Genomic DNA, 26,342 nt, shown 5'->3' on the forward strand with positions numbered 1-26,342 from the left:
TCACCCGGCCGCGCCGCCTCCGTACGGGATCGCCCCCGCCCCGGTGCCGGACCTACTTCACCGCCGGGCAGTCCGCCGCGTCGGCGTCGTCGGAGAGTTCGCTGCCCTGGGGAAGCAGGTAGGTCACCCACAGCACCACGGGTTCCGTGCCGAGGTTGCGCCCGATGTGCCGGTGTTTGGTTCCGGACGGCTCGATGAACGACGTTCCCGCGGGTGTCACCTCGACCGAGCAGTCGTGGAGGGTCCGGGTCAGCGTCCCGGACTTGACGACGACGATCAGCTGACCTCGGTGGGTGTGCCAGCCGGTGGAACCGCCGGGCTCCACGGTGATGGTCCGGAAGGTCACATCCGTACGGCCCTTGGGGGCCTTCACCTTCAGCTTGCCCTCAGACGTGCCCACGGCGACGACGGTGCCGCTCACACCGCTGCCGGGCGTCGCGACCGCGGCTGCCGGGACGAGACCGAGCGCGGAGACACAGGCGCCCACGAGCATGACCTTGCGCAGCGTGCCCCGCTGCTTCGTGCCGACCCTGCTGCCGAACTCCATGGACATCTCCCTCGTCCCGCCGGACCGGATGAACGAACCCACGCTACGCGCGAGTCGGGCCGCCGTCACCGGTGGCGCGGGTGTCATCCCCCGCGGAGTTCGGTGGCCAGCGGGCCTTCCCCGTGCACCTCGGCCCGGCCCTGCGCGACCGCTTCGGCCAGCGTCAGTTCGCCGCGCCCCAGTGCCAGGCAGAGCTCGGCGTCGAGCACGATGCGGGCGTCGGGGTGCGGGGCGGGGCCGTACCCGTACGCATCGTCCCCCTGCATGTCCCCGCCGGTGCGGATGTGGAACTCCCCCTCCTCCAGCCTGACGTCGACGACGCCCGCGTGCTTCGTCCCGTCCATCGCGCGCAGCAGGGGCAGGGCGAACCAGTGGGCACGGACCGCGTCGGTGGGGCGGCGTTCGGCGAGTGCGGGCGTACCCCACCGAGCGAGCGCGGTGAGGACCGGGAGCAGTTCGCGACCGTGCTCGGTCAGTTCGTAGACCGAGGCGGCTGCGGGCGGCGGAAGCCGCCGGCGTACGGCCAGTCCGCTCTGCTCCATGTCCTTGAGCCGGGAGGCGAGCACGTCCGTGCTGACTCCGGGCAGGTCGGCGTGCAGATCCGTGTACCGGCGCGGGCCGGCCAGCAGTTCACGGACGATCAGCAGCGTCCACCGGTCACCCACGGAGTCGAGGGCCCGGGCGGTGGCACAGAACTGGTCGTAACTCCGGCGGCGGGCGGGGCGTGTTGGCGGCTGCTGACGTGGCATGCGACGCAGTCTAGACATGTTGTTGGACTTTCCAAGCTCCAACTTGGTAAAACCAAGTATCGCAATTCAGGGTCGGGGAGGCACAGCATGGAGTTCCGGCAGTCCAGCAAGCTCAACGAGGTCTGTTACGAGATCCGGGGCCCGGTCGTCGAGCAGGCCAACGCCCTCGAGGAGGCGGGCCACAGCGTGCTCCGCCTCAACACGGGCAATCCGGCGCTCTTCGGGTTCGAGGCACCAGAGGAAATCGTCCAGGACATGATCCGGATGCTCCCGCAGGCACATGGCTACACCGATTCGCGCGGCATCCTCTCCGCGCGCCGGGCCGTGGCGCAGCGCTATCAGGCGATGGGCCTGACCGACGTCGACGTCGACGACATCTTCCTCGGCAACGGCGTGTCCGAGCTGATCTCCATGTCCGTACAGGCACTTGTGGAGGACGGCGACGAGATCCTGATCCCGAGCCCCGACTTCCCGCTGTGGACCGCCGTCACGACACTCGCGGGCGGCAAGGCCGTGCACTACGTCTGCGACGAGGCCGCGGACTGGAATCCGGACCTCGCGGACATGGCCTCGAAGATCACCGACCGCACCAAGGCCATGGTGATCATCAACCCGAACAACCCGACGGGTGCGGTCTATCCCCGCGAGATCCTCGAAGGCATGCTCGATCTGGCGCGCAGCCACGGGCTGATGGTGTTCGCCGACGAGATCTACGACCAGATCCTCTACGACGACGCCGAGCACCACTCCGTGGCGGTCCTGGCTCCGGACCTGTTCTGCCTCACCTTCAGCGGGCTGTCCAAGACGTACCGCGTGGCGGGATTCCGCTCCGGCTGGATGGTGGTGTCGGGCCCCCAGCAGCACGCCCGCAACTACCTCGAGGGGCTCACCATGCTCGCCTCCATGCGACTGTGCCCCAACGCCCCCGCCCAGTACGCGATCCAGGCGGCGCTCGGCGGCCGGCAGTCGATCCGGGAGCTCGTCGCTCCGGGGGGCCGGCTCCATGAGCAGCGCGACCGGGCCTGGGAGCGGCTGAACGAGATCCCCGGGGTGTCGTGCGTGAAGCCGAAGGGCGCCCTGTACGCGTTCCCGCGCATCGACCCGAAGGTCCACAACATCGTCGACGACGAGCGGTTCGTCCTGGACCTGCTGCTGCGGGAGAAGATCCAGGTGGTGCAGGGCACCGGCTTCAACTGGCCGCGCCCCGACCACTTCCGGATCCTGACCCTCCCGCACGCCGACGACCTCGACGCGGCGATCAGCCGCATCGGTCGCTTCCTGAACGGATACCGCCAGTGATCTGCGCAAGCTGCCGGACGCCCGTGCACACGCAGTTCGCGTCGCCCGGGCTGGTGGCCGCGATCGTGGAGGGCGGGCTCGACCCGGCCGAGGACCCCGGCTGGGCGGACTCCGGCGCGGCCTCGCCCGCCGAGTACGCGCGCTGGGCAGGCCATCTGTGCGGTATGACCTGCCTGCGCATGGCGCTCGGCCCCGCCGCTCCGACCCTGTTCGCGCTGCGCGACGGGGCCCTCGAGTACGGCGCGTACACCGAGGACGCCCAGGGGGTGATCCGGGGCCTGGTCTACGCCCCGTTCGCGGCGTACGTGACGGAGGCCCACGGCCTCGACGCGACCGTCCACCGGCACCTGTCCCCCGCCGGAATCCTCGGGCTGCTCGACGACGGCAGAAGCGTGATGGCGTCCGTGCACTACGGAATCCGGCACCCGGAACTGCCGGCACCGGGGCGGGGCGGGCATCTGGTCCTGCTGACCTCGCGCACCGCGGACGGATCGGGAGTGCACTTCCACAACCCTTCGGGGACGACGGCGGACACACGCGCGGCCGAGCTGCCCCTGCCGATCTTCGAAAGCTTCTTCGCGGGTCGCGGGGTGTCGTTCCCCGGAGCCACGACAACGGGTGCCGCGGTTCCGTAGCACCTCCCCCTTACGGGTGGACCGGCCCGGATGCCGGTGTCCTGCCGCGCCGTTGCGCCGGCCGCGTGCCACGGTGAGCGCCGTCCGGCATCCGACCGCCCCGTGGGAGATCACCGTGCTGCGTCTGCGCAACCGCCCGAAGCCGGACCGCGAGCGATCCACGCGGCGCCGCACACTCGTGGCGGGCGTGGCCGCGTGCGCCGTACTCGCCACGGGCGCGCCGATCGCGTACGCCACGCTCGGCAGCGAGGCACCGGCGGAGGCACGGGCGACGGCCGTCCGGGGCGCCGAGTACGTGGAGACCCGGCTGTTCTTCGGTACGGAACGCCCCGACGGCGGACCGGATGTGACCGACCCGCAGTTCCTCGCCTTCGTCGACCGGTATGTCACGCCGGACTTCCCGGACGGCCTCACGATCCAGGACGGCCGTGGGCAGTGGCGCGACTCCAACGGGGTGATCGAGCGGGAACGTTCGTACGAACTGATCCTGCTCTACCCGGCGTCGGAGACGCGCCTGCGCGACCCGCAGATCGAGCGGATCCGCGCCGCGTACGAGAAGGCCTACGCCCAGGACTCGGTGGCCCGCCTCGACGAACGCACCCTCGCCGACTTCTGAGCCCCGGGGTCCCGTCCGTACCGCTGCCCCCTACCGTTGCCCGGAAACGACGGACGAGCACGGGAGCGATACACATGGGCGCGGCGATACGCCACTTCACAGCCACCGGACCGGGCGGCCAGGTCTTCACGGTGAACATCGAACGCGACTTCCGGTACGACCCGTACCGCGACTTCCTCGTGTGCGCGCACTGCGACTGGTCGCCGTCACTGCTGACCACGAGGAAGATCATCGACATGGCCGGGGAGCACCTGGCCACCGCCCACGGCGCCGACAGCGGACTGGCGCAGCAGGAGAACGAGTCGTTCCGCAAGGCCCGTTGGGTGATGCTGCCCCTGTGTGCGGTCCTGGTGATCGGCCTGCTCGCCTACTACGCGCAGAGCTGACGCATCATCAGCCCCGCAGGGCGGTGAGCGCGCCCACCGGGTCGGTGTCCGGCGTGGCGCGGGGCCACCAGTCGTCCGCGCCCGGGTCCGATTCGTAGCCGTACCAGCGGCCGTCGTGGCCGAAGCGGAGCTGGAGGGTGCCCGCGGCGTTGGTGAGGTGGTTGCGCCAGGGCTGGAAGCGCGGGAAGTCGGCCGCCGCGAGGGCGGGGCGGGCCCGGTCGAACGGGCCCGCCGGCGGGTCCCAGGGGCTCTCCAGGACGGCGAGGCCCTCCGCGCCGCCCTGCCGCCAGGCGGCGACGGCGCGGGCCAGGTCGGTGGTGCTGCGGCCGGTGGCGTAGGCCAGCTCGCGGTAGAGGGCCCGGGTGGCTGCCGTGAGCCCCGCGGTGGGCCGGGACGCGGCGATGCGCACCGCGTCCTGCCAGGTGCTGAGCCCGGCGATCGGATCGTCCCCGGTGGTCAGGAGCGCGTGGGCGCGGGCAGCCGCGTCCGAGGCGAGGTGGTCCAGGGACAGCGGGTCATGGGCGCCGGGCAGCTCCGGGTAGGAGGGCGGCTGCCCGGGGTACGGCGGCACGGGCAGCGGTGCCGGGAGCGGCGGCAGGAAGCGGCCCGCCAGGGCCTCGGCCGCAGGGAGCGAGGGCATCACCGGGGTGCCGGGGCGTTCTCGGGCGGAGTGCTCGGCGTTGCGGCGGCCGAGCTCGTCGAGGAGTTCACGCTCGCCCCGGCCGCGCATCAGCAGCAGGACGAAGGGATCGCTGTCCAGGAGCCGCGCCGTCTGGAAGCAGAGCGCCGCCACGTGCTTGCAGGGCCAGCCACGGTCCGGGCATGAGCAGTCCGGGTCGAGGTCGCCCGCGGCAGGCAGCAGCCGGATGCCGGTCTCCCCCGCCGTGTCGACCAGGGAGTGCGGCATGTCCTTGTCGAGCAGCGCGGACAGGTGCCCGGGCCGCGCCGCGACGGCGTCCAGGAAGGTGTCCCAGTCGGAGGCCGAGAACGTACGCAGGCGCAGCTCCGCGCGGTAGGGGCGGGGGCGGCTGCCGTGGACGTAGGCGATGACCCGGCCGGGGGTCACGGTGATCGCGGCGACATGGCCGCCGTCGGCGTACGAGCGGCCACGCGCGAGGCGCCCCTCGTCCATCGACAGGGACTCCAGGGCGTCCACCCAGGCCCGGCCCCACCAGCTGTCCGCGAAGGGTTCCGCGGTGTCCGAGGCGCGGGCGGGCACCGCCTCGAAGGTGCGCCGGAGGTCGTCGGGACCGGGACGCGCCGCGGGACGGGGGCGTGCGGCCGGGCTCATGCCGTCCTCCGGAGTGAGACCAGGTCGGCCAGGTCACGGTCGCTGAGCTCGGTCAGAGCCGCCTCCCCGGATCCGAGCACCGCGTCGGCGAGGGCACGCTTGGACTCCAGCAGCTCGCTGATCCGGTCCTCGACGGTGCCCTCCGCGATGAGCCGGTGCACCTGCACGGGCTGCGTCTGCCCGATGCGGTACGCACGGTCGGTGGCCTGCTCCTCGACGGCGGGGTTCCACCAGCGGTCGTAGTGGATGACGTGGGCGGCCCGGGTGAGGTTCAGCCCGGTGCCGGCCGCCTTGAGGGACAGCAGGAAGACGGGGACCTCGGCGGACTGGAAGCGGTCCACCATCCGCTCCCGCTCGGGCACCGGGGTACCGCCGTGCAGGAGCTGGGAGGGGACGGAGCGGGAGGCCAGGTGGGCGGAGAGGAGACGGGCCATCGACACGTACTGGGTGAAGATGAGGACGGAGGCGCCCTCGGCGAGGATCGTGTCGAGGAGCTCGTCGAGCAGGGCGAGCTTGCCCGAGCGTCCGGTGAGCCGGGTCGGCTCCTCCTTGAGGTACTGCGCGGGGTGGTTGCAGATCTGTTTGAGCGAACCGAGCAGCTTCATGATCAGCCCGCGGCGGGCGATGCCCTCGGACTGCTCGATGAAGGCCATGGTCTCGCGCACGGCCGCCTCGTACAGCGTGGCCTGCTCGCGGGTGAGGGAGACGGGGTGATCGGTCTCCGTCTTGGGCGGCAGCTCGGGCGCGATGCCCGGGTCCGACTTCTTGCGGCGCAGGAGGAAGGGACGGACCAGCCGGGAGAGCCGCTCGACCGCCTCCTCGTTGCCCAGGCCCGCCGCGGTGCCGGTGTTCTCGACGATCCGGGCGTGCCGGGACCGGAACGCCTTGAGCGGGCCGAGCAGCCCGGGGGTGGTCCAGTCGAGCAGGGCCCAGAGCTCGGAGAGGTTGTTCTCGACGGGGGTGCCGGTCAGAGCGACGCGGGCCGGGGCCGGGATGGTGCGCAGCGCCTTGGCCGTGGAGGAATGCGGATTCTTCACGTGCTGCGCCTCGTCGGCGACGACCAGGCCCCAGGTGTGCTCGGCGAGCCGGTCCGCGCTGGACCGCATGGTGCCGTAGGTCGTGAGGACGAAGCCGCCGTCCGGGTCGGTGAGCGTGCGGTCGGTGCCGTGGAAGCGGCGCACGGGGACGCCGGGCGCGAAGCGGTTGATCTCCCGGTGCCAGTTGCCGAGGAGGGAGGCTGGACAGACGACCAGCGTGGGGGCGACGTGGGCGCGGTGCAGATGGAGGGCGATGACGGTGATGGTCTTGCCCAGGCCCATGTCGTCGGCGAGGCAGCCGCCGAGGCCGAGCGAGGTCATCCGGTCCAGCCAGGCCAGACCCCGCAACTGGTAGTCGCGGAGAGTGGCGTCGAGACCGGGCGGGGGCGGGAGGGTGGCGTCCTCGTCGAGGATGCGCGTGCGGAGTGCCGCGAGCGCTCCGGCCGGCACCGCCTCGACCTGTTCGCCGTCGACCTCGGCACTGCCGGTCAGGGCGACGGCGAGCGCGTCCACCGGGTCCAGCAGACCGAGCTCCCGCTTGCGCGCCTTGCGTACGAGCGCGGGGTCCACGACCACCCACTGGTCGCGCAGCCTCACCACCGGGCGGTGGGCCTCGGCCAGCGTGTCCATCTCGGCCTCGGTGAGCTGCTCGTCGCCCAGGGACAGCTGCCAGTTGAACGCGAAGAGGTGCTCGGCGTCGAAGAACGAGGTGCCGTCGGTGGCCGATCCCGGCGCGGGCCGGACGACGGCCGTGGCGGTGAGCGAGCGGGCGAGCTCCCGGGGCCAGTGAACGGCGACCCCGGCCGCCGCCAGCCGTGGTCCCGCCTCGCCGATCAGTTCGTACAGCTCGTCCTCGCTGAGCGCGAGCACGTCGGGGACGGGCTGGTCCAGGAGCCGCTCCAGCGGGGGCCAGATCCGGGCGGCGCGTCGCAGGGCGAGCACCGCGTCGATCCTCGCCCGCGGCCCGAAGGGCTCCCCTGCCCCGCCGCTCCACAAGGTCGCCGCATCGGTGACGTACGTCGGATCGGCCAGGCTGTGCACCTGCGTGACGGCGGCGGCGGCGTGGCGGGCGGCTGCCGGGGATTCGTGCGTGTCCTCGTCCGTCTCCGCCGTGGGGCCGGTCGTGTCGAAGAGTTCATGGACGGACAGGTCGAGCCGGAGGGAGACGCGCACCCCCGCGTCGAGTCCGGCGGCCACCTCGACCGCCCAGGCGCGGGCGCCGGGCAGCTGCTGCGCCTCGCGCGCGGCGAACGGCGCACCCATCGCGTGGCCGGCGGCAGGGGTTCGGGGCAGGGTGTCCGCCACGGCGTCGAGGAACGCTCCGAGCAGGGCCAGGGGGTCCGGTACCCGCAGTGGTGTGCCGTCCAGCGGGACCGCATGTCCCTCGGGGGGCATCGAGGCGGCGACCGCCCTGAGGTGGGCGACGTCCTCCGCGTCGCGGGGCCCGGCCCGCCATGCGTCGTGGTCGTCGGTCGTCAGACCGGGCAGGAGCCTGCCGCGCGCCACCAGGGTGAGCGCGTGCAGCGCGGCCGCGCCCCAGGCGCGCGTGGCGGGGTGGGCGGAGGCGCGGTGCCGGGCGCGGACGAGGAGAGGAACGGCTTCCGCGACGGACAGCAGCACCGCGGGCACCGTACGGCGCCGGGCCGTAGCCGTGCCGTGCAGCCCGACGACGGTCAGATCCGTGACGGTGCGGAGCGGATCCCCGCCGTCGCCAGGCGGCCCGTCGGCACCGGAGGAGGGCGTACCCCCCTCGGGGTCCCAGAAGGCGATCCGGCCGTCCCGGGGCAGTGCGGCCGGCAGGAAGACCGCCGCGCACCGCACCAGCCGGTCGGCGGCCGCGTCCGTGGTCCGCTGTGCCATGTCCACCGCCCCTCCGGCCTCGGTCCGCGCGCCTGACTCCCTGCCCTCGCGAGTCTAGGCGGGGGGTACGACAAGGCCCGCCCCGCACGTGTTTCCACGGCCGGGGCGGGCGGGGTGTCCGCGTCAGTGGTGGGCGAAGGGCTCGGCGTGCGTCCCGCCGGACTGCCGCTCCTCCGCGGAGTCCGGCGCGGTTCCGGGGTCGCGCGACGCGGGAGGATCAGCCGCCGGGGGGCGCGCGGCCCGTGATCCGCTGCGCTCAAGGTCCTCGGCCCGCGCATGGGACCCCGTCCGCGCATCACGGGACTCGATCTGCGGGGAGGGCTCGGTCTGCGGGGAGGACCCGTCGTACCCGGACGGCGACGGCTCGCTCTCCGGCACGACCTGGCGAACGAACGGCGCGGACGAGGCGGGCGGCGACTCGGATGGCGCGGACGGCTCGGAGGTCCCCTGCGGCTGCCGCACCTCCGCGGGCGGCTGCCCCTGCGCCCGCTCCAGGAAGCGGAGCAGCTCGACGGGGAACGGCAGTACGAGCGTGGAGTTCTTCTCGGCCGCCACCGCGACCACGGTCTGCAGCAGTCGGAGCTGGAGCGCCGCCGGCTGGCTGGACATCTGCTCGGCCGCCTGGGCCAGCTTCTTCGACGCCTGCAGTTCCGCGTCGGCGTTGATGACCCGCGCGCGCCGCTCACGGTCGGCCTCGGCCTGCCGGGCCATGGACCGCTTCATCGTCTCCGGCAGGGACACGTCCTTGATCTCGACGCGGTCGATCTGCACACCCCAGCCGACCGACGGACTGTCGATCATGAGTTCCAGTCCCTGGTTCAGCTTCTCCCGGTTGGACAGCAGATCGTCCAGGTCGCTCTTTCCGATGATCGACCGGAGGGACGTCTGCGCCATCTGCGAGACCGCGAACCGGTAGTCCTCCACGGCGATCACCGCGCTCGCCGGGTCCACCACCTTGAAGTAGATGACGGCGTCCACGCGGACCGTCACGTTGTCCCGCGTGATGCCGTCCTGCGCGGGCACCGGCATCGTCACGATCTGCATGTTCACCTTGCGGAGCCGGTCCACACCGGGAACGATCATGGTGAATCCCGGCGGCCGCACACGGTCGTGGAGCCTGCCGAGCCGGAGCACCACTCCGCGTTCATACTGCTTGACCACCCGGGCCGCGGCCATTCCGTACACCGCCGCGCCCGAGACCGCCGCCACCGCTGCGATCACCAGCTCCTGGACCATCACGGCCCCCTGCGTCCGAGAGTGCATTCCAGCACCCGTCCATCGCGCCCTATTACCACGGTATGCCCGGTATGCGCACCCGTCGAACCTCTGTCCGGGTGTCAGTGGCCCGGCCGGCCGCGCACCGGATGCCGGGGCTTCGCGGAACAGGCAGGGTGACCAGCACCAGCACGTCTCCGTGCCGTACCGATGAGCCGGACGAGCAGACGAGGACCCGCCCATGTCCGTCACCGCGACCCCGACCGCCACCGACCGCCGCCGACGCCGCCGACACACCGGCATCGCAGCCGGCGCGGCCCTGCTCACCCTCGGCCTCACGGGCTGTTCCGGCCTCGGGCGTACCGCGGTCGGACCGGTCACCTACACCACCGAGCGGGACAGGGTCGTCAGCGTGCACAGCCCTTCGGTGAAGGGCTGCCACCGGTTGGCACCCGCGGGCGCCAACGAGGTCATCAACAGGACCCTGATCGACATGATTCTCTACCGCACCCGCGACTGCACCGGCGGTGGAACCACCTACGTCGCCACCACGCTGACCGACGCGAACTCCCCGCGCAGCCTGCCCTGGCGCAGCTACAGGTTCGTTCACTGACCGCGGCGCCCCGTACGGCCGCGCCCCCGGACCAGCGCGACCAGCTCCGCCGTCCGCTCCCTCCGGTCCCGGGCGATCAGGACGACGACGGCGACGAGCAGCGCCGGCATGACCGCGTTCGGAGGGTCCAGGAGCGTCAGCTGGACGATCGACGCCCCGGTGAGCAGCCCGGCGAAGGCCATGGCGGCCACCCCGGACAGCAGGGGGATCAGGAGGGCGACGGCGCCGGCCATCTCCAGGCCGCCGATCGTGTACATCGCGCCGCTGCTCCAGCCCATGCGGTCGAAGGACTCCACGGCTGACTCATGGGCGATGAGCTTGGGCACCGCGCTCAGTCCGAAGAAGAGCGCCAGGACGATCCGGACCGCCGTCAGGACGACGGAAGCCCGGCTGCGGCGCGGCGACGCGGTGGCCGGTGCGGCGGGGGAAGCGGCGGCAGCACTGGTTTCGGACATGGGGGTCTCCTCAAAGGGCGTCGTGGATGACGTGCGCCGGTGCGGTGCGGACCTGCCGCTTCGCCTTCCCGGCGCTTACAGAGGGGTAGACCCTGCAGGGGTCCGGAACTCATCGCGTTCCGGACCCCTGATTCACTTTCTCCGAGGGCTACTTGGGCCGTGCGAGCGCCCAGACACCGTCATCGGTGAGGTAGCGGTCGACGGTCAGTCCGGCCTCTTCCAGACAGGCTTCGAACTGCTCCACGGACAGTTCCCGTGACCGGAACGTCTGGGTCCACCGCGCGTCCTCGAACACGTACTCGGCACGTACCTCGCTCACCCCGTCGCCCAGCGGCTCCGCCGAAAGGATGCGTATGGTGCAGTCCGCCCCCGGATCCTCGCGTTCCCGCGGCAGATCGGTGCGGTAGTCGGCACCCTCCCGCTGGAGGAGGACGACGCCACCGTCCTTGACGTACCTGCGGCAGGTCCGCAGCAGTCCCTCCCGGACGCGGTGATCACTCGTGTGCACCAGGAACGACGCGAGCACGACCACGTCGAACCTCTCGTCGCCGAGGTCCAGCGACTCGATGGGGCTCCGCACCGTGCGTGCGCCTCTGACGTGTCCCAGCATCTGCGCCGACTCGTCCACCGCGGTCACCACGAAGCCGTGTTCGACCAGTGGGTGCGTCACCCGGCCCGTCCCGCAGCCCAGTTCCAGAATGCTCGCTCCGGCGGGCACGGCCGCCTCGATCACATCCGGTTCGCTTCCGGCGGACAGCCGCGCATACAGCTCGACCGCGCAGCCGTCCGGTGTGATGGAGCCCGGCCCTGTCCCCGAATGCCCTTCACGTATCAGTCGTCCGCTCATGCCCGGCCGAACGCACGGCAGCCCGGCCCCGTTCCCCGCACCGTCGTGGGCGGGTGCCCCGTCAGTACTGCGGGTAGCGGCCGTCCGGCCACACCACCGGCTGTTCGAGCTCCATGCACAGATCGTCGGCGAGCTCCACGATCACGGCCCTGCCCTCCGTCCGGGCGAGCCAGGAGGCCGGCAGCGCCACGTCCCCGTGGTGCGCGCCGAGCAGATTGCCGCAGACCGAGCCCGTGGAGTCACTGTCGCCGGAGTGGTTGACGGAGAGCAGCAGTGCCTCGGCCACGTCGTCCGGTCCCGGCAGTACCAGCACGCAGTGGACGGCGATGGCGAGGGCCTCCTCGGCGACCCACCCCGCCCCCAATGACTCCACCCGCTCGGCGGTCGGCCTGCCGCGGGCGGCCAGGTCGACGGCGGCACGCAGCGCGGCCGTCGTCTCCTCATGACCACGGTGGCGGGCCAGCAGATCCATGGCCCGCAGGACGGCGCCCGCCGGTGAGTCGCCCTCCAGCAGGTGCGTGACGATCGCGGCGAGCGCTCCTGCCGCGTACGCCCCGGTGGGGTGGCCGTGGGTGATCTGAGCGCACCGGGCGGCGAGTTCGAAGCTCTTCGGCGCGTCCGCTCCGAGCAGCCCGAAGGGTGCGGACCTCATCACCGTGCCGCAGCCCTTGGACTGCGGGTTGACGGGGCCCGGTACGTCGAGCGGTGCGTCGGCGCCGGGGACGTGGCCGGCCGCGAGCCCCGTCAGACAGGCGTTGCCGGGTGCCCGGCGCGCATACAGCCAGGGCTGCTGCCTGAACCATCCGGTCCGTACGGTGTCCTCCCCGCCCCGCGTCGGCGGGGCGAGGTGGTTCTGGGTGTCGAGCCAGCGCAGGTAGGCATTGCGTACGAGGACGGTCTCCGAGCCGCCGACCCCCTTCGACCTGGCCCTGGCATGGGCCCTGATCAGCCCTTCGACCGTGAACAGGGTCATCTGGGTGTCGTCCGTGATCCGCCCGACGACGCCGTCCGCGTCTGCGACGGGCTCCCGCACGCCGCGCTCCCCGTAGGCGCGGCGGATGCCGCCGAGCGAGAGGAATTCGACGGGATTCCCCAGCGCGTCCCCGACGGCGCCACCCAGCAGGGCGCCGCGCACCCTGGCCCGGCGGGCGACGACGTCGCCCCACGCCGTCATTCCCCCGGTGGCGTTCCCCTGCTCCCTGGCGTCCACAGTCCGCTCCCCTCATCCGTCCGGTACCGCGGCTTCCGTATGCCGCACCGCGGGTTCATGCTGGGAGGAGAGGAGATGCCGATGCGTACCGGGAGTGAACCGTCCACCGCGCGCAGTCCCCTGCGGATGCGACTCTGGCTGAGTCTATGGGGCATGATCTGGGCCGCCTTCGGTCTGACGGCGTTCGTGCTGACCGGACGCGCCGGCTGGGCGGCGGCGTGCGGCGTGCTCCTCGTGGTGACGGTCACGGACTTCTGCTTCGTCGTCCGCCACATGCGCCAGGGCGCGCACTACCAGCCCGGCAGGGACGTCCCGCCGTACGAGCCCGATCGCGGCGAGCGGGGCGGGCCCGGCCGCTGAACACGGCTGTGCGGGTCAGGGGCGCTCTTCGAAGCGGGCTGCCCTCAGGTATTCCGGGTTCGGGTCGAGCGCCGCTGCCAGCCGGAAGTGGCGGGTGGCCTGCTCGGGGCGGCCGGCACGCTGAAAGGTACGGGCCAGGGCGAAGTGCGCGAAGGCGTTGTCCGGCTCCCGCTCCAGGACCAGTTCGAACTCGAGCTCGGCCGGGCGGAGTTGCGCCGCAGCGAAGAAGGCGCGCGCGCGCAGGAGCCGGGCCGCCGTGTTCTCCGGATGGGCGGCTATCACCGAGTCGAGGAGTTTCACCGCGCCCCTCGGATCCCGCGCCGCGAGGAGCTGCTCCGCCGCACGGAAGTCGATGACGTGGGTTTCCGGGTTTCGCTCGGGCATGCCGGCATCCTTCCCCTCGGCTGCGGTACTTCAACGTCCGGGGCTCTTCAACGTCCGGCCGGATTCCGGTATTCCGTCCCCGGCGCGGGCTCAGCCTCCGGCGGCCCTCGCGGCCAGTTCCGACCAGAGGGCGCGGACCTGCGGCTCCAGGGCCTCCCGCGGCCCGTCGTTGTCGACGACCAGGTCGGCGACGGCTTTTCGCTCCTCGCGGGTGGCCTGCGCGGCCATCCTGGCGCGCGCGTCGGACTCCGTCATCCCGCGCAGTCGTACGAGCCGGTCGAGCTGCGTCCCGGGGGTGGCGTCCACGACCACGACCAGGTCGTACAGCGGGGCGAGGCCGTTCTCGGTGAGGAGGGGGACGTCGTGGACGACGACGGCGTCGGGTCCTGCCGCCCGCTCCAGTTCCGCGGACCGGGCGCCGACGAGCGGGTGGACGATGGCGTTCAGTGCGGCCAGGCGCTCGGGGTCGGCGAAGACGATCGCGCCGAGTGCGGGCCGGTCCAGCGTGCCCTCAGGGGTGAGGATCCCGGGCCCGAAGGCGTCGACGACGGCGTCGAGCCCGGGTGTGCCGGGCTCGACGACCTCACGCGCGATCCGGTCGGCGTCGATCAGTACGGCTCCGTAGCTCACGAGCAGCCGTGACACTTCGCTCTTGCCGGCGCCGATCCCGCCGGTCAGGCCCACTTTCAGCATGCGCCGAGCCTAGAGGTCTCCTAGGGGCGGCCCGGAGCCGCCCTCAGGAGTCGCCTTCGCGCTCGGCCAGGAAACGTTCGAACTCGAGGCCGATCTCGTCCGCCGACGGCAGGTCGACCGGCTCCGCGACGAGATTGCCACGCGTTTCGGAGCCCGCCACCGCGTCGTACTGGTGCTCGAGCCCCTCGACGAGTGAGACGAGCTCCTCGTCGCCCTGGCCGATCTGCCGGTCGATCTCCGTCTGGGTGCGGTGTGCCTCCGTGCGCAGACCGTGCGCGATGCTCGGCAGGACGAGGCCCGTCGCGGCGGTGATCGCCTCGAGCGCGGTGAGGGCCGCGTCCGGGTACGAGGACCGGGCGACGTAGTGCGGGACGTGGGCGGCGACGCCGAGGACGTCGTGGCCCGATTCCATCAGCCGGTACTCGACGAGCGCCTCGGCGGAACCCGGGACCTGCGCTTCGTCGAACGGGCTGCGGTGACCCGGCATGAGGTCGGTGCGGTTGCCGTGCGGGGTGATTCCGACCGGGCGGGTGTGCGGGACGCCCATCGGGATGCCGTGGAAGTTGACCGCGAGGCGGACGCCGAGCCGCTCGACGATCTGCTCGACCGCGGCGGCGAACCGCTCCCACTCCACATCCGGCTCGGGGCCGGACAGCAGCAGGAACGGTGCGCCCGTCGCGTCCTGGACCACGCGCACGTCCAGCGTCGGCACCTCGAAGGCCGTCCAGCGGTCCCGCTTGAAGGTCAGCAGCGGGCGCCGTGCGCGGTAGTCCACGAGCCTGTCGTGGTCGAAGCGGGCCACGACCTGGTGCGTCAGCGTCTCGAGCACGCCGTCGACGATCTGCTCGCCGGTCTCGCCCGCGTCGATGTATCCGTCGAAGTGGTAGAGCATGACCAGGCCGGCCGACTCCTGGGCGAGCGCCATGTCGACGACGGCCAGGCCCTTCGGCTCCCATTCGTACAAACTCTGCGGATCAGGCACGGTTACCGCTCCTCCTCGTGTTCCCCGACAAGAACACCCCGCACGGCACCGGCATTCCCGCCCGCCCTCCTTTCGCGAGCCGTTACGTCAGAACACGGCTGTGGAGCGCGGTGACCGCCTTCCGCGCGGACGTGAAGGCCCCGTGCTGCCAGGCGTCCGTGTGGCTGAGGTGGTCGCCTGCGAAGTAGACGTGCCCCGCGGCCTGGTTGAGCGGCGCGAAGGCCGGGGCGTCGGGGCCTCCTGAGAGTGAGTGCCAGGCGGCCTCCAGGTAGGGGGTCTGGCGCCAGTGGTGGGAGAACGACGAGGAGAGTTCCGTGCGGTACTTCTCGCCGTGGATCTTGACCCCCTGGGCGACGGCGCGCGCCTCACGCTCACGCGGGGCGAGAGCGGCGTACGAGTCGGCCTGGGAGCCGTAGTTGTAGTACCCGATGACGAGCCCCCGGTCCCCGTTGTGACCGTGGGACGGGTACCAGATGTGGGACAGGTCCAGGTCCGTCTCCGTGATTCCGCCGTAGATCCGGTGGTCGCTCTCCCACCAGCGGCTACGGTACTCCAGCCCGATCTTCCCGGCCGAGGACGGCTTGCACGCCTCCAGGGCGGTCTGGACGGCGGGACCGAGGTTGTGAGCCGTCTTGGCGAGGATGTTGGGCGGCAGCGCGGCGATGCAGTAGTCGGCGTCGATGGTACGGGTGCGTCCCGACTGGGTGTAGGTCACGGTGACGCCGTGCGCCGTGTCGGTGATGTCGGTGACCGCCGCGCCCGTCCTTATCCGGCGCTCCCCGACGGCCCGGGTGAGTGCGGCCGGGATCCGGTCCATGCCGCCGACCGGCTGGAACATCAGCATGGCCTGGTCGTACTCGAACTCGAAGGAGAAGTACCGTCCGACACCGCTGGCGAACACTTCGGACGCGGTGGGTACGGAGCCGAGTTCCTCGCCCGGGGTGCCGGCCGCCGCCGGGTCGACGCGGTAGCCGCGGCGCGGGCTCCCGGTGTAGTCGAGACTGTCGCCGATGTCCCCGAAGTCCTTGAGGAACTCCAGGAGCCGCTCCTGGTCCTCGACGGTGATCTGCCGGTCGAGGGCGCCCTTGTCGGTGGCCTTCGCGAGGAGTTCGGCGACGTAGCCGTACACGTCGGCCTTCGCGGTGCGGTAGCGCACCGGGGCCTTCATGCCTGTCGTTTCGTTGTATATATAGGCATTGGCGTTCACGTTGGTGAACACCTCAACGGGGACGCCGAGTTCACGGCAGTAGTCGAGGGTGACCATCCACTGCGGGATCCGGCCGGGACCGGCGTTCATGTACTGCCCGTCGTGGAACTTCGCGGTCTGCTTGTTGCCGTACGTGTCGGTGGTCGAGTCCCCGCCGCGTACGGTGAAGTTGCGACCGCCCGTGCGGCCCCGGGCCTCCAGGACCGTACAGTCGTAGCCCGCCTTGCCCAGTTCGTACGCGGCGGCCAGACCGGCGATGCCTCCGCCGACCACGACGACCTTGGCCGCCGCCCTCCCCTTGAGGGTGAAGTCCCCTCTGCTCGGCGCCCTGAAGGCGGGTTCGCGGCCTGCGGCCTGGGCGGTCGGCGCGAGACCGAGCGCCCCCATGGTGGCGAACATGGCGCCCGCGCCGCCGGTGATGCCTACGTTGCGCAGAAAACTACGACGGCTGGCACCGGCCGCCACGGGGGAAATCTGCGCATCGCGCGAGGTGTTCGACGTATATGTCATGTCCTGGCTCACCTTCGTTCCTGAGGTTGTCGGGATCTTGGCAAGCGCTTGTTACAGGCCGTCAGTTACTCGTGTATCCCGCAGGTTTCCCTCCGTTCACCAGCCGGGCGAGCAATGGTCCAGACCTTGACATGGCCACATCTCATCCCTAGCGTCACTGGGCAGCAGATTCAGCATCCCGCCCTAGATTCACGTACAAGAACGCGTTCGGTTGCGGGAACCTCTGAACCCCTCGACGGGAAGGCACCCCCATGCGCACCCGCACACTGCTCCCCACCCTGCTGGCCGCCGCGCTCGCCGCCGGAGGCCTGTCCCTCGCCTCCGCCGGCAGCGCGTCGGCGGAGGCGGTCATCGACGTCACCACAGCGGCCCAGCTCAAGGCGGCACTCATCGCCGTGGCCCCCGGCGATACGATCCGGCTCGCCGACGGCACGTACACCGGCAACTTCAAGGCGACCGTCGCCGCCACCTCCTCCGCCCGGATCACTCTCACCGGCTCCGACAAGGCGGTCCTCACCGCCGGCGGCGGCTACGGACTGCACCTCAACGGCGCGTCCTACTGGACCGTGCGGGGCATCACCGTCACCGGCGGCCAGAAGGGGATCATGGCCGATGCCGCCACCGGTGTCGTCATCGACGGCGTGACCGTGCACGACCTCGACATGGAAGGCGTCCACTTCCGCAGGTCCAGCAGGGACGGCGTCATCAAGAACTCCCGGATCTACGACACGGGACACGACGGCCGCGGCATGGGCGAAGGCGTGTACGTGGGGTCCGCGGGCGATCTGACCGACCGCAGTGACGCGGTGCAGATCCTCGACAACATCATCGGGCCCGGCGTCGGCGGCGAGAACATCGACATCAAGGAAGGGACCACCGGGGCGCAGATCATCGGCAACACCTTCGACGGCAGCGGGCTGACCGGCGCCAACTACGACGACTCCTGGGTCGACGTCAAGGGGAACGACGTCCTGGTCCAGGACAACAAGGGCTCCCGTACGACGAACAACGGGTACGAGACGCACACCCAGCAGAGCGGCTGGGGCTGCGGCACGGTGTTCCGCAACAATGCCTCGGACCTGACCGGCACCACCGGCGACAAGCAGCTCGCCGTCAATGTCACCAACCAGAGCTCCACCTGCCGCACGACCGTCCACAGCGACAACACGGTCACCGCCGGCAAGGGACTGACGAACATCGCCGTCACCCCGTAAGCCCTGTCGGCCGGCCCCCGGTCCTGATGCGTTCGCGGATACGAGTAAGGCCCGCCCCCCGAAGGGAGCGGGCCTTACCGACAAGCTCTACAGCTCTACGGCCGATGAGCGACTGGGGTCAGAGCGTCAGCTCTGGCCACCGGCCAGCTTCTCGCGCAGGGCAGCCAGCGCCTCGTCCGACGCCAGGGCGCCGGAGTTGTCGTCGGACTCCGAGGAGTACGAGCCGCCGCCACCGCTGCCGCCGGAGGCAGCCGGGGCGCCGGCGGCCGGGGCAGCAGCGCCCTCGGCAGCAGCGGCCTCGTCGGCCTCGCGGGACTTGATGACCTGGGCCTGGTGCTGCTCGAAGCGCGTCTGCGCCTCGGCGTACTGGGTCTCCCAGACCTCGCGCTGAGCCTCGAAGCCCTCGAGCCAGTCGTTGGTCTCGGGGTCGAAGCCCTCGGGGTAGATGTAGTTGCCCTGGTCGTCGTACGACGCGGCCATGCCGTACAGCGTCGGGTCGAACTCGACCGAAGCCGGGTCGCCACCGAAGGCCTCGTTGGCCTGCTTCAGCGAGAGGCTGATGCGACGGCGCTCGAGGTCGATGTCGATGACCTTGACGAAGATCTCGTCGTTGACCTGGACGACCTGCTCCGGGATCTCCACGTGGCGCTCGGCCAGCTCGGAGATGTGGACCAGACCCTCGATGCCCTCGTCGACGCGCACGAACGCACCGAAGGGAACGAGCTTGGTGACCTTACCGGGGACGACCTGCCCGATCTGGTGCGTACGGGCGAACTGCTGCCACGGGTCTTCCTGCGTCGCCTTGAGCGACAGGGAGACACGCTCGCGGTCCATGTCCACGTCGAGAACCTCGACGGTGACTTCCTGGCCGACCTCGACAACCTCGGAGGGGTGGTCGATGTGCTTCCAGGAGAGCTCCGAGACGTGCACGAGACCGTCGACGCCACCCAGGTCCACGAAGGCACCGAAGTTGACGATCGAGGAGACGACGCCGGAACGGACCTGACCCTTCTGCAGGGTCGTGAGGAACGTCTGGCGCACCTCGGACTGGGTCTGCTCGAGCCAGGCACGGCGGGACAGGACCACGTTGTTGCGGTTCTTGTCCAGCTCGATGATCTTGGCCTCGAGCTCCTTGCCCACGTAGGGCTGGAGGTCGCGGACACGACGCATCTCGACGAGGGACGCCGGCAGGAAGCCACGGAGGCCGATGTCGAGGATGAGACCACCCTTGACGACCTCGATGACGGTACCGGTGACGATGCCGTCTTCTTCCTTGATCTTCTCGATGGTGCCCCAGGCACGCTCGTACTGAGCGCGCTTCTTCGAGAGGATCAGGCGGCCTTCCTTGTCCTCCTTCTGGAGAACCAGGGCCTCGATCTCGTCGCCGACCTTGACGACCTCGTTCGGGTCGACGTCGTGCTTGATCGAGAGCTCGCGGCTCGGGATGACGCCTTCGGTCTTGTAACCGATGTCGAGGAGAACCTCGTCCCGGTCAACCTTGACGATGACGCCCTCGACGATGTCGCCATCGTTGAAGTACTTGATCGTCGCGTCGATCGCCGCGAGGAACGCGTCCGCGTCGCCGATGTCGTTGACCGCAACCTGCGGAGTGGTGGCGGTGGTCTCGGTGCTGCTCGTCATGTGGGAAAGGGCTCCGGTACGGACAGAGAGTCGAAGTTACTGCTACGCCGTAAGCCCGTATCGCCTCTGAAGAAGCCGGACAGCCTTGAGGGCACCCAACCGGACTCCGGAAGGCGCCCCGACAACCGAGGGCACACACATCAGACGCGAGCGCGGCCTGCTAGGTCTGAAGCGCGCAGGCTCGCGGCGCAACTTGTAGCATACGGGGGCAGCCGGAAGCGGTCAATGCGCGAAGGCGCACACGCGGGGCACATCGCCTCATTCCCGGCACAACTCATGTTGTCCGAGGCCACATCGGCCACGGCACCGTTCCGCACGCACGCGGCCGTACTCACCCGTACAGCCCGATCGGGCACCGTGCGCGGCGGGTGAAGGCAAACTACAACGACGGGCACGATGAGCCAAGAGATCCGCGGGTCCGAACCTGAAGCGACCCGCCGGGAGGCCGGGGAATCGGAGAGCAGCCGGGCAAGTCGCGGCTGGTGGGACCGGAACGCCGACGAGTACCAGAGCGACCACGGGGCCTTCCTGGGGGACGACCGCTTCGTCTGGGGCCCCGAGGGCCTCGACGAGGCCGAGGCAGGCCTGCTGGGCCCCTCCTCCGGGCTGAAGGGCCTGGGCATCCTCGAGATCGGTGCCGGCGCGGCCCAGTGCTCGCGCTGGCTGGCCGCACAGGGCGCCCGTCCGGTGGCCCTGGACCTCTCGCACCGCCAGCTCCAGCACGCGCTGCGGATCGGCGACGACGTCCCCCTCGTGGAGGCCGACGCGGGCAGACTCCCGTTCCGGGACGGCTCCTTCGACCTGGCCTGTTCCGCCTACGGGGCGGTGCCCTTCGTCGCCGACCCCGTACAGGTGTTCCGCGAGGTGCACCGGGTGCTCAGGCCCGGGGGCCGTTGGGTCTTCTCGGTGACGCACCCGGTCCGCTGGGCGTTTCCCGACGAACCCGGCCCCGAGGGGCTCTCGGTCGCCGCCTCCTACTTCGACCGGGTGCCGTACGTGGAGCAGGACGAGCGGGGCGACGCCGTGTACGTGGAGCACCACAGGACACTCGGCGACCGGGTGCGCGACGTGGTGGCGGGCGGCTTCCGGCTGACGGACCTGGTGGAGCCCGAGTGGCCCGCCTGGAACAACCAGGAGTGGGGCGGCTGGTCCCCCCTGCGCGGCAACCTCATCCCCGGGACCGCGATCTTCGTGTGCGAGCGGGACCGCCGGACCTGGTGAACGGCCGGCGTACGAGACTGGGGGCGTGATCCGTACCGACGCCCTCGGCCAGTTGCCCGTACGCACCGCTGTGCCCGCTCTGGAGCGGGCACTCGACGACCGGGGGGTCGCGGTGCTCTGCGCACCGCCCGGGACCGGCAAGACGACCCTCGTACCCCTGGTCCTCGCCGGCCTCACCGGCGGCGGCCCGGTGCGCCGGGTGGTGGTCGCCGAGCCTCGGCGGATCGCGGCCCGGGCGGCGGCACGGCGGATGGCCTGGCTGATCGGCGAGCAGCCGGGCGGCCGCGTCGGCTTCACCGTGCGCGGGGAACGGGTGGTGGGGCGCGACACGGTGGTCGAGGTCGTGACGACCGGGGTGCTGCTCCAGCGCCTGCAGCGCGACCAGGAGCTGGCCGGCGTCGATGTCGTGATCATCGACGAGTGCCACGAGCGCCATCTGGACGCCGACACGGTCGCCGCGTTCCTCCTCGACGTGCGGGGCGCCATCAGGCCGGACCTGCGGCTGGTCGCGGCTTCGGCGACGACGGACGCGGAGGGCTGGGCCCGTCTGCTGGGCGGCGCTCCCGTGATCGAGGCGCAGGGGGTGTCCCATCCGGTCGAGGTGGTGTGGGCGCCGCCGGCCGGGTCCGTGCGCCCGCCGCACGGCATGCGGGTCGATCCGGCACTGCTGACGCACGTGGCCGCCGTGGTGCGCCGCGCGCTCGCCGAGCGTGACGGCGATGTGCTGTGCTTCCTGCCCGGGGTCGGGGAGATCGGCCGGGTGGCCGGGCAGCTCGCGGGAGTGGGTGCCGAAGTGCTCCAGGTGCACGGCCGGGCACCCGCGGCCGTGCAGGACGCGGTCCTCGCGGGGTCGTCGCAGGGGCGCCGGGTGGTGCTCGCGACGTCCGTGGCGGAGTCGTCGCTGACGGTGCCGGGGGTGCGGGTCGTCGTCGACTCCGGCCTGGCCAGGGAGCCGCGTACCGACCACGCGCGTGGCCTGAGCGCGCTCACGACCGTACGGGCGTCCCAGGCCGCCGGACGGCAGCGCGCGGGCCGGGCGGGGCGGGAGGCGCCGGGCGCCGTGTACCGCTGCTGGGAGCAGGCCGAGGACGGGCGCCTCGCCCGGTTCCCGTCCCCGGAGATCAAGGTGGCCGATCTGGCCGCGTTCGCGCTGCAGGCGGCGTGCTGGGGCGATCCGGACGCCTCCGGGCTCGCCCTGCTGGATCCGCCGCCGGCCGGGGCGATGGGCGCGGCACGGGAGGTCCTGGGCGCGGTGGGCGCGGTGGACGCGTCGGGGCGGGTGACGGACCGGGGGGTGCGGATGTCCCGTCTGGGCCTGCACCCGCGCCTCGCGCGGGCCCTGCTGGACGGTGCGGACGAGGTGGGCGGGCGCCGGGCCTCGGAGGTCGTGGCGCTGCTGAGCGAGGAACCGCCGCGGGAGTACGGGGACGATCTGGCGGCAGCGCTGCGCACCGCGCGGCGGGGCGGCGACGGTTACGCGGCGCGCTGGCGGCAGGAGATGCGGCGGCTGTCGTCCTCGCTCGGCGAGGCCCACTCCGGTGCGGGTCCGGGGTCGGACGACGCGGCCGCGGGACTGGTGGCGGCGCTGGCGTTCCCGGAGCGGGTGGCGCGGGCCCGGGGCGAAGGGGCGTTTCTGATGGCGTCGGGGACCGGCGCGGAGCTCCGGGAGGGCTCACGGCTGCGCAGCGCACCGTGGCTGGCCGTCGCGGTCGCCGACCGCCCCGCGCACTCGGCGTCCGCCCGGGTGCGCCTGGCGGCGGTCGTGGACGAGGACACGGCGCGGCTGGCGGCCGGGCATCTGTGGTTCTCCGGCGAGGAGGTCCGCTGGGTGGACGGCGATGTGGTGGCCCGTTCCGTGGAGCGGCTCGGGGCCGTCGAGCTGTCGGTGCGCGCACTGAAGCAACCGGCGCCCGGACTGGTGCGCGGCGCGCTGCTGGACGGTCTGCGGCGCGAGGGCACGGGGCTGCTGCGGTGGACCCGGGACAGCGAGCAGCTGCGGCTGCGGCTCGCGTTCCTGCACAGGGAGCTGGGGGCACCGTGGCCCGATGTGTCGGACGGCGCACTGCTGTCGCGTACCGAGGAGTGGCTGGAGCCCGAGCTGTCGCGGGTGCGGCGGCGCTCGGACCTGGGGCGGATCGACGCCGGGCAGGCGGTGCGGCGGCTGCTGCCGTGGGCGACGGGCGATGCCGCCCGGCTCGACGAGCTGGCCCCGGAGCGGATCGCGGTGCCGAGCGGGTCGAGGATCAGGGTGGAGTACGGCGGCGAGCAGCCGGTCCTCGCGGTGAAGCTCCAGGAGCTGTTCGGGCTGCGGGAGACGCCCCGGGTGGCCGGGGTGCCCGTTCTGGTCCATCTGCTCTCCCCCGCCGGGCGGCCCGCGGCGGTGACGGCGGATCTGGCGTCTTTCTGGCGGGAGGGCTACAAGGCGGTGCGGGCCGAGCTGCGTGGCCGGTACCCGAAGCACCCGTGGCCCGAGGACCCGACGACGGTGGAGGCGACGCGCTTCACCTCGGCCCGGCTGCGGCGCGAGTAGGACCTGGTCCGGTGCACGTTGCAGCCCCCCTGCCGCTCCTGCGGCAGGGGGGCTGCTGTGCCGGCGGTCCGGTCAGGCGGCGGGCGCCTCGACCTTGAGCTCGACGACGAGCGTGGCGCCGCTCGCGGTGGTGAGACGCAGCAGGAACGTGCCCGCCGTGTCGTCGGCGTAGATCTTCGGGAGCTTCAGGACTCCGTCGTCGCCGGTCTTCAGGTCCGTCAGGGTCCTGACCGCGTTGCCGTCCGCGTCCTTGAAGTGGGGGCCCTTGTCGTTCTGGGCGGGCGTCTCCCCGTCGGTGATCATCGTTGCGGTGACGGCGGTGCCCGCCACCGCGATGCCCTTGTACGTCGCCTTGACCTCGACGGTGTCGGCGAACTCGGCGCCGGGGGCGGCCGTCAGGGCCTTCTCGTCGGTCCGGGCGATCGTGTCGGCCTGCCGGGCGGCGACGGCCGCCGTGTAGGTGAGGATGCGCGGCTTGCTGGTGCCCGCCACGGCCGTCACCTTGAACTCGCCGGTCTTCTCACCCGCGTTGAGGAGTGGCGCGGTGGCGGTTCCGTCCGCCGCGGTGGGCAGCGTGACTGTGCTCCGTCCGCCGGGGAAGCGGGTGTCGGTGTCGCCGGTGACCGTGAAGGTGACCGAGGTCTTGGCGAGCGGCGCGCCGAGAGTGTCCCTGGCCCGCACCTTGATGCGCTCGGTGAACGCTTCGCCCGCCGTGGCGGCGAGGGGACCGGTGCCCGCGTTCTCGAGGCTGCCCAGCGTCCGGGCCGGCGTGGGAGGCGGCGTGGGCTTGGGGGGCGGCGTCGGCGAGGGGCTGGGCGTACCGCCGCCGCCCGGCGCGGGCGGGCTCGGGTCGGGGCTCGGGGTCGCACCGCTGCCGCCCGTCCCGGGCGGGGAGGGGCTGGGGTCCGGCGACGGGTCGGAGCCGTTGCTGTTGCCCGAGGGGAGGACGCCGGTGCCGTCCGGGACCTCGTGGGTGCCGCGCTTGTAGAACTCGAACCAGGAGCGCACCGTCCGCAGGTACTCCTGCGAGTGGTTGTAGCTCAGCACGGCCTTGTCGAGGTCCGCGGCGAGGGCCAGGTTCCGGGAGCCGGCGCAGAGGTAGCGCCCGGCGGCCTGCGCCGCGTCGTAGATGTTGTTGGGGTCCTTGCGTCCGTCGCCGTTCGCGTCCTGGCCCCAGGTCGCCCACGTCTGCGGGATGAACTGCATCGGGCCGACCGCGCGGTCGTGGGTGGAGTCCCCGTCGAACGCTCCGCCGTCGGTGTCCTTGATCAGCGCGAAGCCCTGGCCGTTGAGGGCCGGGCCGAGGATCGGGGAGAACGTGGTGCCGTTGGCGTCGACCTTGCCGCCGCGGGCCTGGCCTGACTCGACCTTGCCGATCGCGGCGAGGAGTTGCCAGGGCAGCCGGCAGGCCGCGTCGGTGCTCGCGAGGTCCTGCTCGGCCTTCTTGTACGCCGCCAGGATCGAGGCCGGTATGCCCGCTTCCGCACTGCCCGTGACCGGCAGATTGACGGACGAACCGGGCTTGTTGGGCGTGTTGAGCGGCGGCAGGTCCGTGTAGTACGGCGAGTTGCCGGTGGCCGCACTGTCGCCGGGCGATGCGGTACCGGACGCCGCCGGGTCACCGCCGCCGTCGGCGAGCGGGGCGCCGGGAGCCTGCGAAGCAGAGAGGGCCGCCACAGCGGCTGCTGCCACCGCGGTGGTGGTGGCCCCCCTGCGAAGCCGTCGGCCGAATTGCGCTGCCATACGTTCTGGTCCCTCCCCGTCGACGGCTGTTCGCGCTCTCCCCAGCGCGAGGACTCAGGTGACCCTACGGCAACTTGTGGCGAGCGAACACTGGCACATGACCGGTTCTTACCGACTTCTCACGAAGCTGCCGGCACCTCGCACGGGAGGTTCGGGCAGGTGACGAGGGCTCACGCATACTTGCCGTCATGCCGTTCACGCTCAGCCACGCCGCAGCCGTACTGCCGGGCATCCGCCGGTCCGGGACAGGCCGTGGCCCGCTGGCCGCCTCCGCGCTCGTCGCGGGTTCGTTCGCACCCGATATGACCTATTTCGCGGACACAGCCGTTCCCGGGGCGATGGAATTCGGCGCGGTCACCCACGCGGTATGGGGTGTGTTCACGGTGGACGTGGCCATCGCCTCGGCCCTGGTGGCGCTCTGGCTGCTGCTGCGCGAACCGCTCGTCGCACTGCTGCCCACCGCGTGGCAGGGGCGCGTGCACACCTTCGTACGGGGCCGACGACGGGAACCCGGAACGCCGCCGACCGTGCCCGAAGCTCTGTGGTTCGTCCTGTCCGCGGTGATCGGCGCGGGCACGCATGTCGTGTGGGACGCCTTCACCCATCACGACCGGTGGGGCACCGAACTCGTTCCCGTGCTCAGCCGCAGCATCGGCGGCTTCCCGGTGTTCCAGTTCGTCCAGTACGGAAGTTCGGCCGTGGCCCTGACCGTCCTGGCCTGGTTCACGTACACGGGCCTGCGGCGCACCGGACCGGCGGCTGTCCCGGAGTCCGTACCGGTCCTCGGCCGGGCGGAGCGCCGGTGGGCGGGCGCCCTGCTCGCCGTGTGCGTCCTGCTCGGTGTCGTCCACCGATGTGCCCGCTGGTATGCCTACTTCGGGCAGATCAGCACACCGCTCGACATCGTCCCGACCGCGTGCTTCGGGGCGGGGGCAGGCCTGGCGGTCGGACTCGTGCTGTACGGGGCGTGGATGCGGCTGCGGACACCGCGCCGCCCCCGGCCGCCGGACAGGCCCGGTACACGTGCCCGCCCGGCGAACGAGGACGCACGCTGAAGGGCCGCCGTCGAGGAGGACCCACTCCCCGAAGGCGGCCCG

Annotated in this window: 24 protein-coding genes; 10 read left to right on the forward strand and 14 right to left on the reverse strand. The window is 71.8% G+C overall.

The window, feature by feature from the left end; genetic code table 11:
- Positions 1-52: 52 nt before the first annotated feature.
- Together ABZS61_RS15260 and ABZS61_RS15265 are read right to left on the reverse strand one after the other, a co-directional pair.
- Complete coding sequence (locus ABZS61_RS15260; RefSeq protein ID WP_356419926.1) at positions 53-547, reverse strand: cupin domain-containing protein; 495 nt, start codon at positions 545-547, stop codon at positions 53-55.
- A gap of 83 nt (positions 548-630) precedes the next feature.
- Positions 631-1,296: a helix-turn-helix domain-containing protein gene (locus ABZS61_RS15265; protein ID WP_356419929.1), complete on the reverse strand. Its 666-nt coding sequence runs from the start codon at positions 1,294-1,296 to the stop codon at positions 631-633.
- Positions 1,297-1,383: 87 nt separating this feature from the next.
- Here ABZS61_RS15265 and ABZS61_RS15270 point away from each other — a divergent pair, with 87 nt between their 5' ends.
- From ABZS61_RS15270 to ABZS61_RS15285, 4 genes are all read left to right on the forward strand, one after another.
- Positions 1,384-2,595, forward strand: coding sequence for a pyridoxal phosphate-dependent aminotransferase (locus ABZS61_RS15270; protein ID WP_356419932.1), 1,212 nt, complete (start codon positions 1,384-1,386; stop codon positions 2,593-2,595).
- Positions 2,592-3,230, forward strand: a complete 639-nt coding sequence (locus ABZS61_RS15275; protein ID WP_356419935.1) for a peptidase — start codon at positions 2,592-2,594, stop codon at positions 3,228-3,230. The genes ABZS61_RS15270 and ABZS61_RS15275 overlap by 4 nt, the downstream gene beginning before the upstream one ends.
- Positions 3,231-3,408: 178 nt before the next feature.
- Positions 3,409-3,846 (forward strand): DUF3574 domain-containing protein, encoded by a 438-nt coding sequence (locus ABZS61_RS15280; RefSeq protein WP_356420276.1) that lies wholly within the window; start codon positions 3,409-3,411, stop codon positions 3,844-3,846.
- 74 nt (positions 3,847-3,920) lie between these two features.
- Positions 3,921-4,232 carry a hypothetical protein gene (locus ABZS61_RS15285; protein WP_356419938.1) on the forward strand — a complete coding sequence of 104 codons (312 nt, stop codon included), beginning with the start codon at positions 3,921-3,923 and terminating at the stop codon, positions 4,230-4,232.
- Between the two features lie 7 nt (positions 4,233-4,239).
- Here ABZS61_RS15285 and ABZS61_RS15290 read toward each other — a convergent pair whose 3' ends face one another.
- The 3 genes from ABZS61_RS15290 to ABZS61_RS15300 form a co-directional block, all read right to left on the reverse strand.
- A complete protein-coding gene (locus ABZS61_RS15290; RefSeq protein ID WP_356419941.1) occupies positions 4,240-5,523 on the reverse strand; it encodes an SWIM zinc finger family protein in 1,284 nt (427 codons plus the stop codon).
- On the reverse strand, positions 5,520-8,420 hold the full coding sequence (locus ABZS61_RS15295; RefSeq protein WP_356419944.1) for a DEAD/DEAH box helicase: 2,901 nt from the start codon (positions 8,418-8,420) through the stop codon (positions 5,520-5,522). Before ABZS61_RS15295 ends, ABZS61_RS15290 begins: the two co-directional genes overlap by 4 nt.
- Positions 8,421-8,543: 123 nt before the next feature.
- Positions 8,544-9,656, reverse strand: coding sequence for an SPFH domain-containing protein (locus ABZS61_RS15300; RefSeq protein ID WP_356420279.1), 1,113 nt, complete (start codon positions 9,654-9,656; stop codon positions 8,544-8,546).
- A gap of 220 nt (positions 9,657-9,876) precedes the next feature.
- On the opposite strand from ABZS61_RS15300, the gene ABZS61_RS15305 reads away from it, so the two are divergent.
- Positions 9,877-10,248: a hypothetical protein gene (locus ABZS61_RS15305; protein WP_356419947.1), complete on the forward strand. Its 372-nt coding sequence runs from the start codon at positions 9,877-9,879 to the stop codon at positions 10,246-10,248.
- Here the strand turns inward: ABZS61_RS15305 and ABZS61_RS15310 are convergent.
- The 3 genes from ABZS61_RS15310 to ABZS61_RS15320 form a co-directional block, all read right to left on the reverse strand.
- A complete protein-coding gene (locus ABZS61_RS15310) occupies positions 10,242-10,703 on the reverse strand; it encodes a DoxX family protein (protein ID WP_356419950.1) in 462 nt (153 codons plus the stop codon). The two genes, ABZS61_RS15305 and ABZS61_RS15310, sit on opposite strands and share 7 nt — an antisense overlap.
- Positions 10,704-10,851: 148 nt before the next feature.
- Positions 10,852-11,550, reverse strand: coding sequence for a class I SAM-dependent methyltransferase (locus ABZS61_RS15315; protein WP_356419952.1), 699 nt, complete (start codon positions 11,548-11,550; stop codon positions 10,852-10,854).
- A 61-nt stretch (positions 11,551-11,611) separates the two neighbouring features.
- Positions 11,612-12,724, reverse strand: coding sequence for an ADP-ribosylglycohydrolase family protein (locus ABZS61_RS15320; protein ID WP_356420282.1), 1,113 nt, complete (start codon positions 12,722-12,724; stop codon positions 11,612-11,614).
- A 117-nt stretch (positions 12,725-12,841) separates the two neighbouring features.
- Here ABZS61_RS15320 and ABZS61_RS15325 point away from each other — a divergent pair, with 117 nt between their 5' ends.
- On the forward strand, positions 12,842-13,120 hold the full coding sequence (locus ABZS61_RS15325) for a DUF6343 family protein (protein WP_356419955.1): 279 nt from the start codon (positions 12,842-12,844) through the stop codon (positions 13,118-13,120).
- 15 nt (positions 13,121-13,135) lie between these two features.
- Here the strand turns inward: ABZS61_RS15325 and ABZS61_RS15330 are convergent, their stop codons facing one another.
- From ABZS61_RS15330 to ABZS61_RS15345, 4 genes are all read right to left on the reverse strand, one after another.
- On the reverse strand, positions 13,136-13,504 hold the full coding sequence (locus ABZS61_RS15330; RefSeq protein ID WP_356419958.1) for a tetratricopeptide repeat protein: 369 nt from the start codon (positions 13,502-13,504) through the stop codon (positions 13,136-13,138).
- Between the two features lie 90 nt (positions 13,505-13,594).
- Positions 13,595-14,197 carry a dephospho-CoA kinase gene (coaE, locus tag ABZS61_RS15335; RefSeq protein ID WP_356419960.1) on the reverse strand — a complete coding sequence of 201 codons (603 nt, stop codon included), beginning with the start codon at positions 14,195-14,197 and terminating at the stop codon, positions 13,595-13,597.
- A gap of 43 nt (positions 14,198-14,240) precedes the next feature.
- On the reverse strand, positions 14,241-15,179 hold the full coding sequence (locus tag ABZS61_RS15340) for a PAC2 family protein (protein ID WP_356419963.1): 939 nt from the start codon (positions 15,177-15,179) through the stop codon (positions 14,241-14,243).
- Between the two features lie 82 nt (positions 15,180-15,261).
- Positions 15,262-16,785 (reverse strand): FAD-dependent oxidoreductase, encoded by a 1,524-nt coding sequence (locus ABZS61_RS15345; RefSeq protein WP_356420285.1) that lies wholly within the window; start codon positions 16,783-16,785, stop codon positions 15,262-15,264.
- Between the two features lie 362 nt (positions 16,786-17,147).
- On the opposite strand from ABZS61_RS15345, the gene ABZS61_RS15350 reads away from it, so the two are divergent.
- Positions 17,148-18,110 carry a right-handed parallel beta-helix repeat-containing protein gene (locus tag ABZS61_RS15350; RefSeq protein ID WP_356419966.1) on the forward strand — a complete coding sequence of 321 codons (963 nt, stop codon included), beginning with the start codon at positions 17,148-17,150 and terminating at the stop codon, positions 18,108-18,110.
- A gap of 126 nt (positions 18,111-18,236) precedes the next feature.
- Here the strand turns inward: ABZS61_RS15350 and rpsA are convergent, their stop codons facing one another.
- Positions 18,237-19,751: a 30S ribosomal protein S1 gene (gene rpsA, locus ABZS61_RS15355; protein WP_356419969.1), complete on the reverse strand. Its 1,515-nt coding sequence runs from the start codon at positions 19,749-19,751 to the stop codon at positions 18,237-18,239.
- Positions 19,752-20,147: 396 nt separating this feature from the next.
- On the opposite strand from rpsA, the gene ABZS61_RS15360 reads away from it, so the two are divergent.
- The gene (locus tag ABZS61_RS15360; protein WP_356419972.1) at positions 20,148-20,972 is read left to right on the forward strand and encodes a class I SAM-dependent methyltransferase; all 825 of its coding nucleotides are present in this window, start codon (positions 20,148-20,150) and stop codon (positions 20,970-20,972) included.
- A gap of 25 nt (positions 20,973-20,997) precedes the next feature.
- Entirely contained in the window at positions 20,998-23,502 is a 2,505-nt protein-coding gene (hrpB, locus tag ABZS61_RS15365; protein ID WP_356419975.1) for an ATP-dependent helicase HrpB, read from the forward strand.
- 72 nt (positions 23,503-23,574) lie between these two features.
- Here hrpB and ABZS61_RS15370 read toward each other — a convergent pair whose 3' ends face one another.
- The gene (locus ABZS61_RS15370) at positions 23,575-25,245 is read right to left on the reverse strand and encodes a lytic transglycosylase domain-containing protein (RefSeq protein WP_356419978.1); all 1,671 of its coding nucleotides are present in this window, start codon (positions 25,243-25,245) and stop codon (positions 23,575-23,577) included.
- 188 nt (positions 25,246-25,433) lie between these two features.
- On the opposite strand from ABZS61_RS15370, the gene ABZS61_RS15375 reads away from it, so the two are divergent.
- Positions 25,434-26,300 carry a DUF4184 family protein gene (locus tag ABZS61_RS15375; protein ID WP_356419981.1) on the forward strand — a complete coding sequence of 289 codons (867 nt, stop codon included), beginning with the start codon at positions 25,434-25,436 and terminating at the stop codon, positions 26,298-26,300.
- Positions 26,301-26,342 lie beyond the last annotated feature (42 nt).

The sequence above is a fragment of the Streptomyces sp. NPDC005566 genome, from assembly GCF_040605575.1.
Taxonomy (GTDB): Bacteria; Actinomycetota; Actinomycetes; order Streptomycetales; family Streptomycetaceae; genus Streptomyces.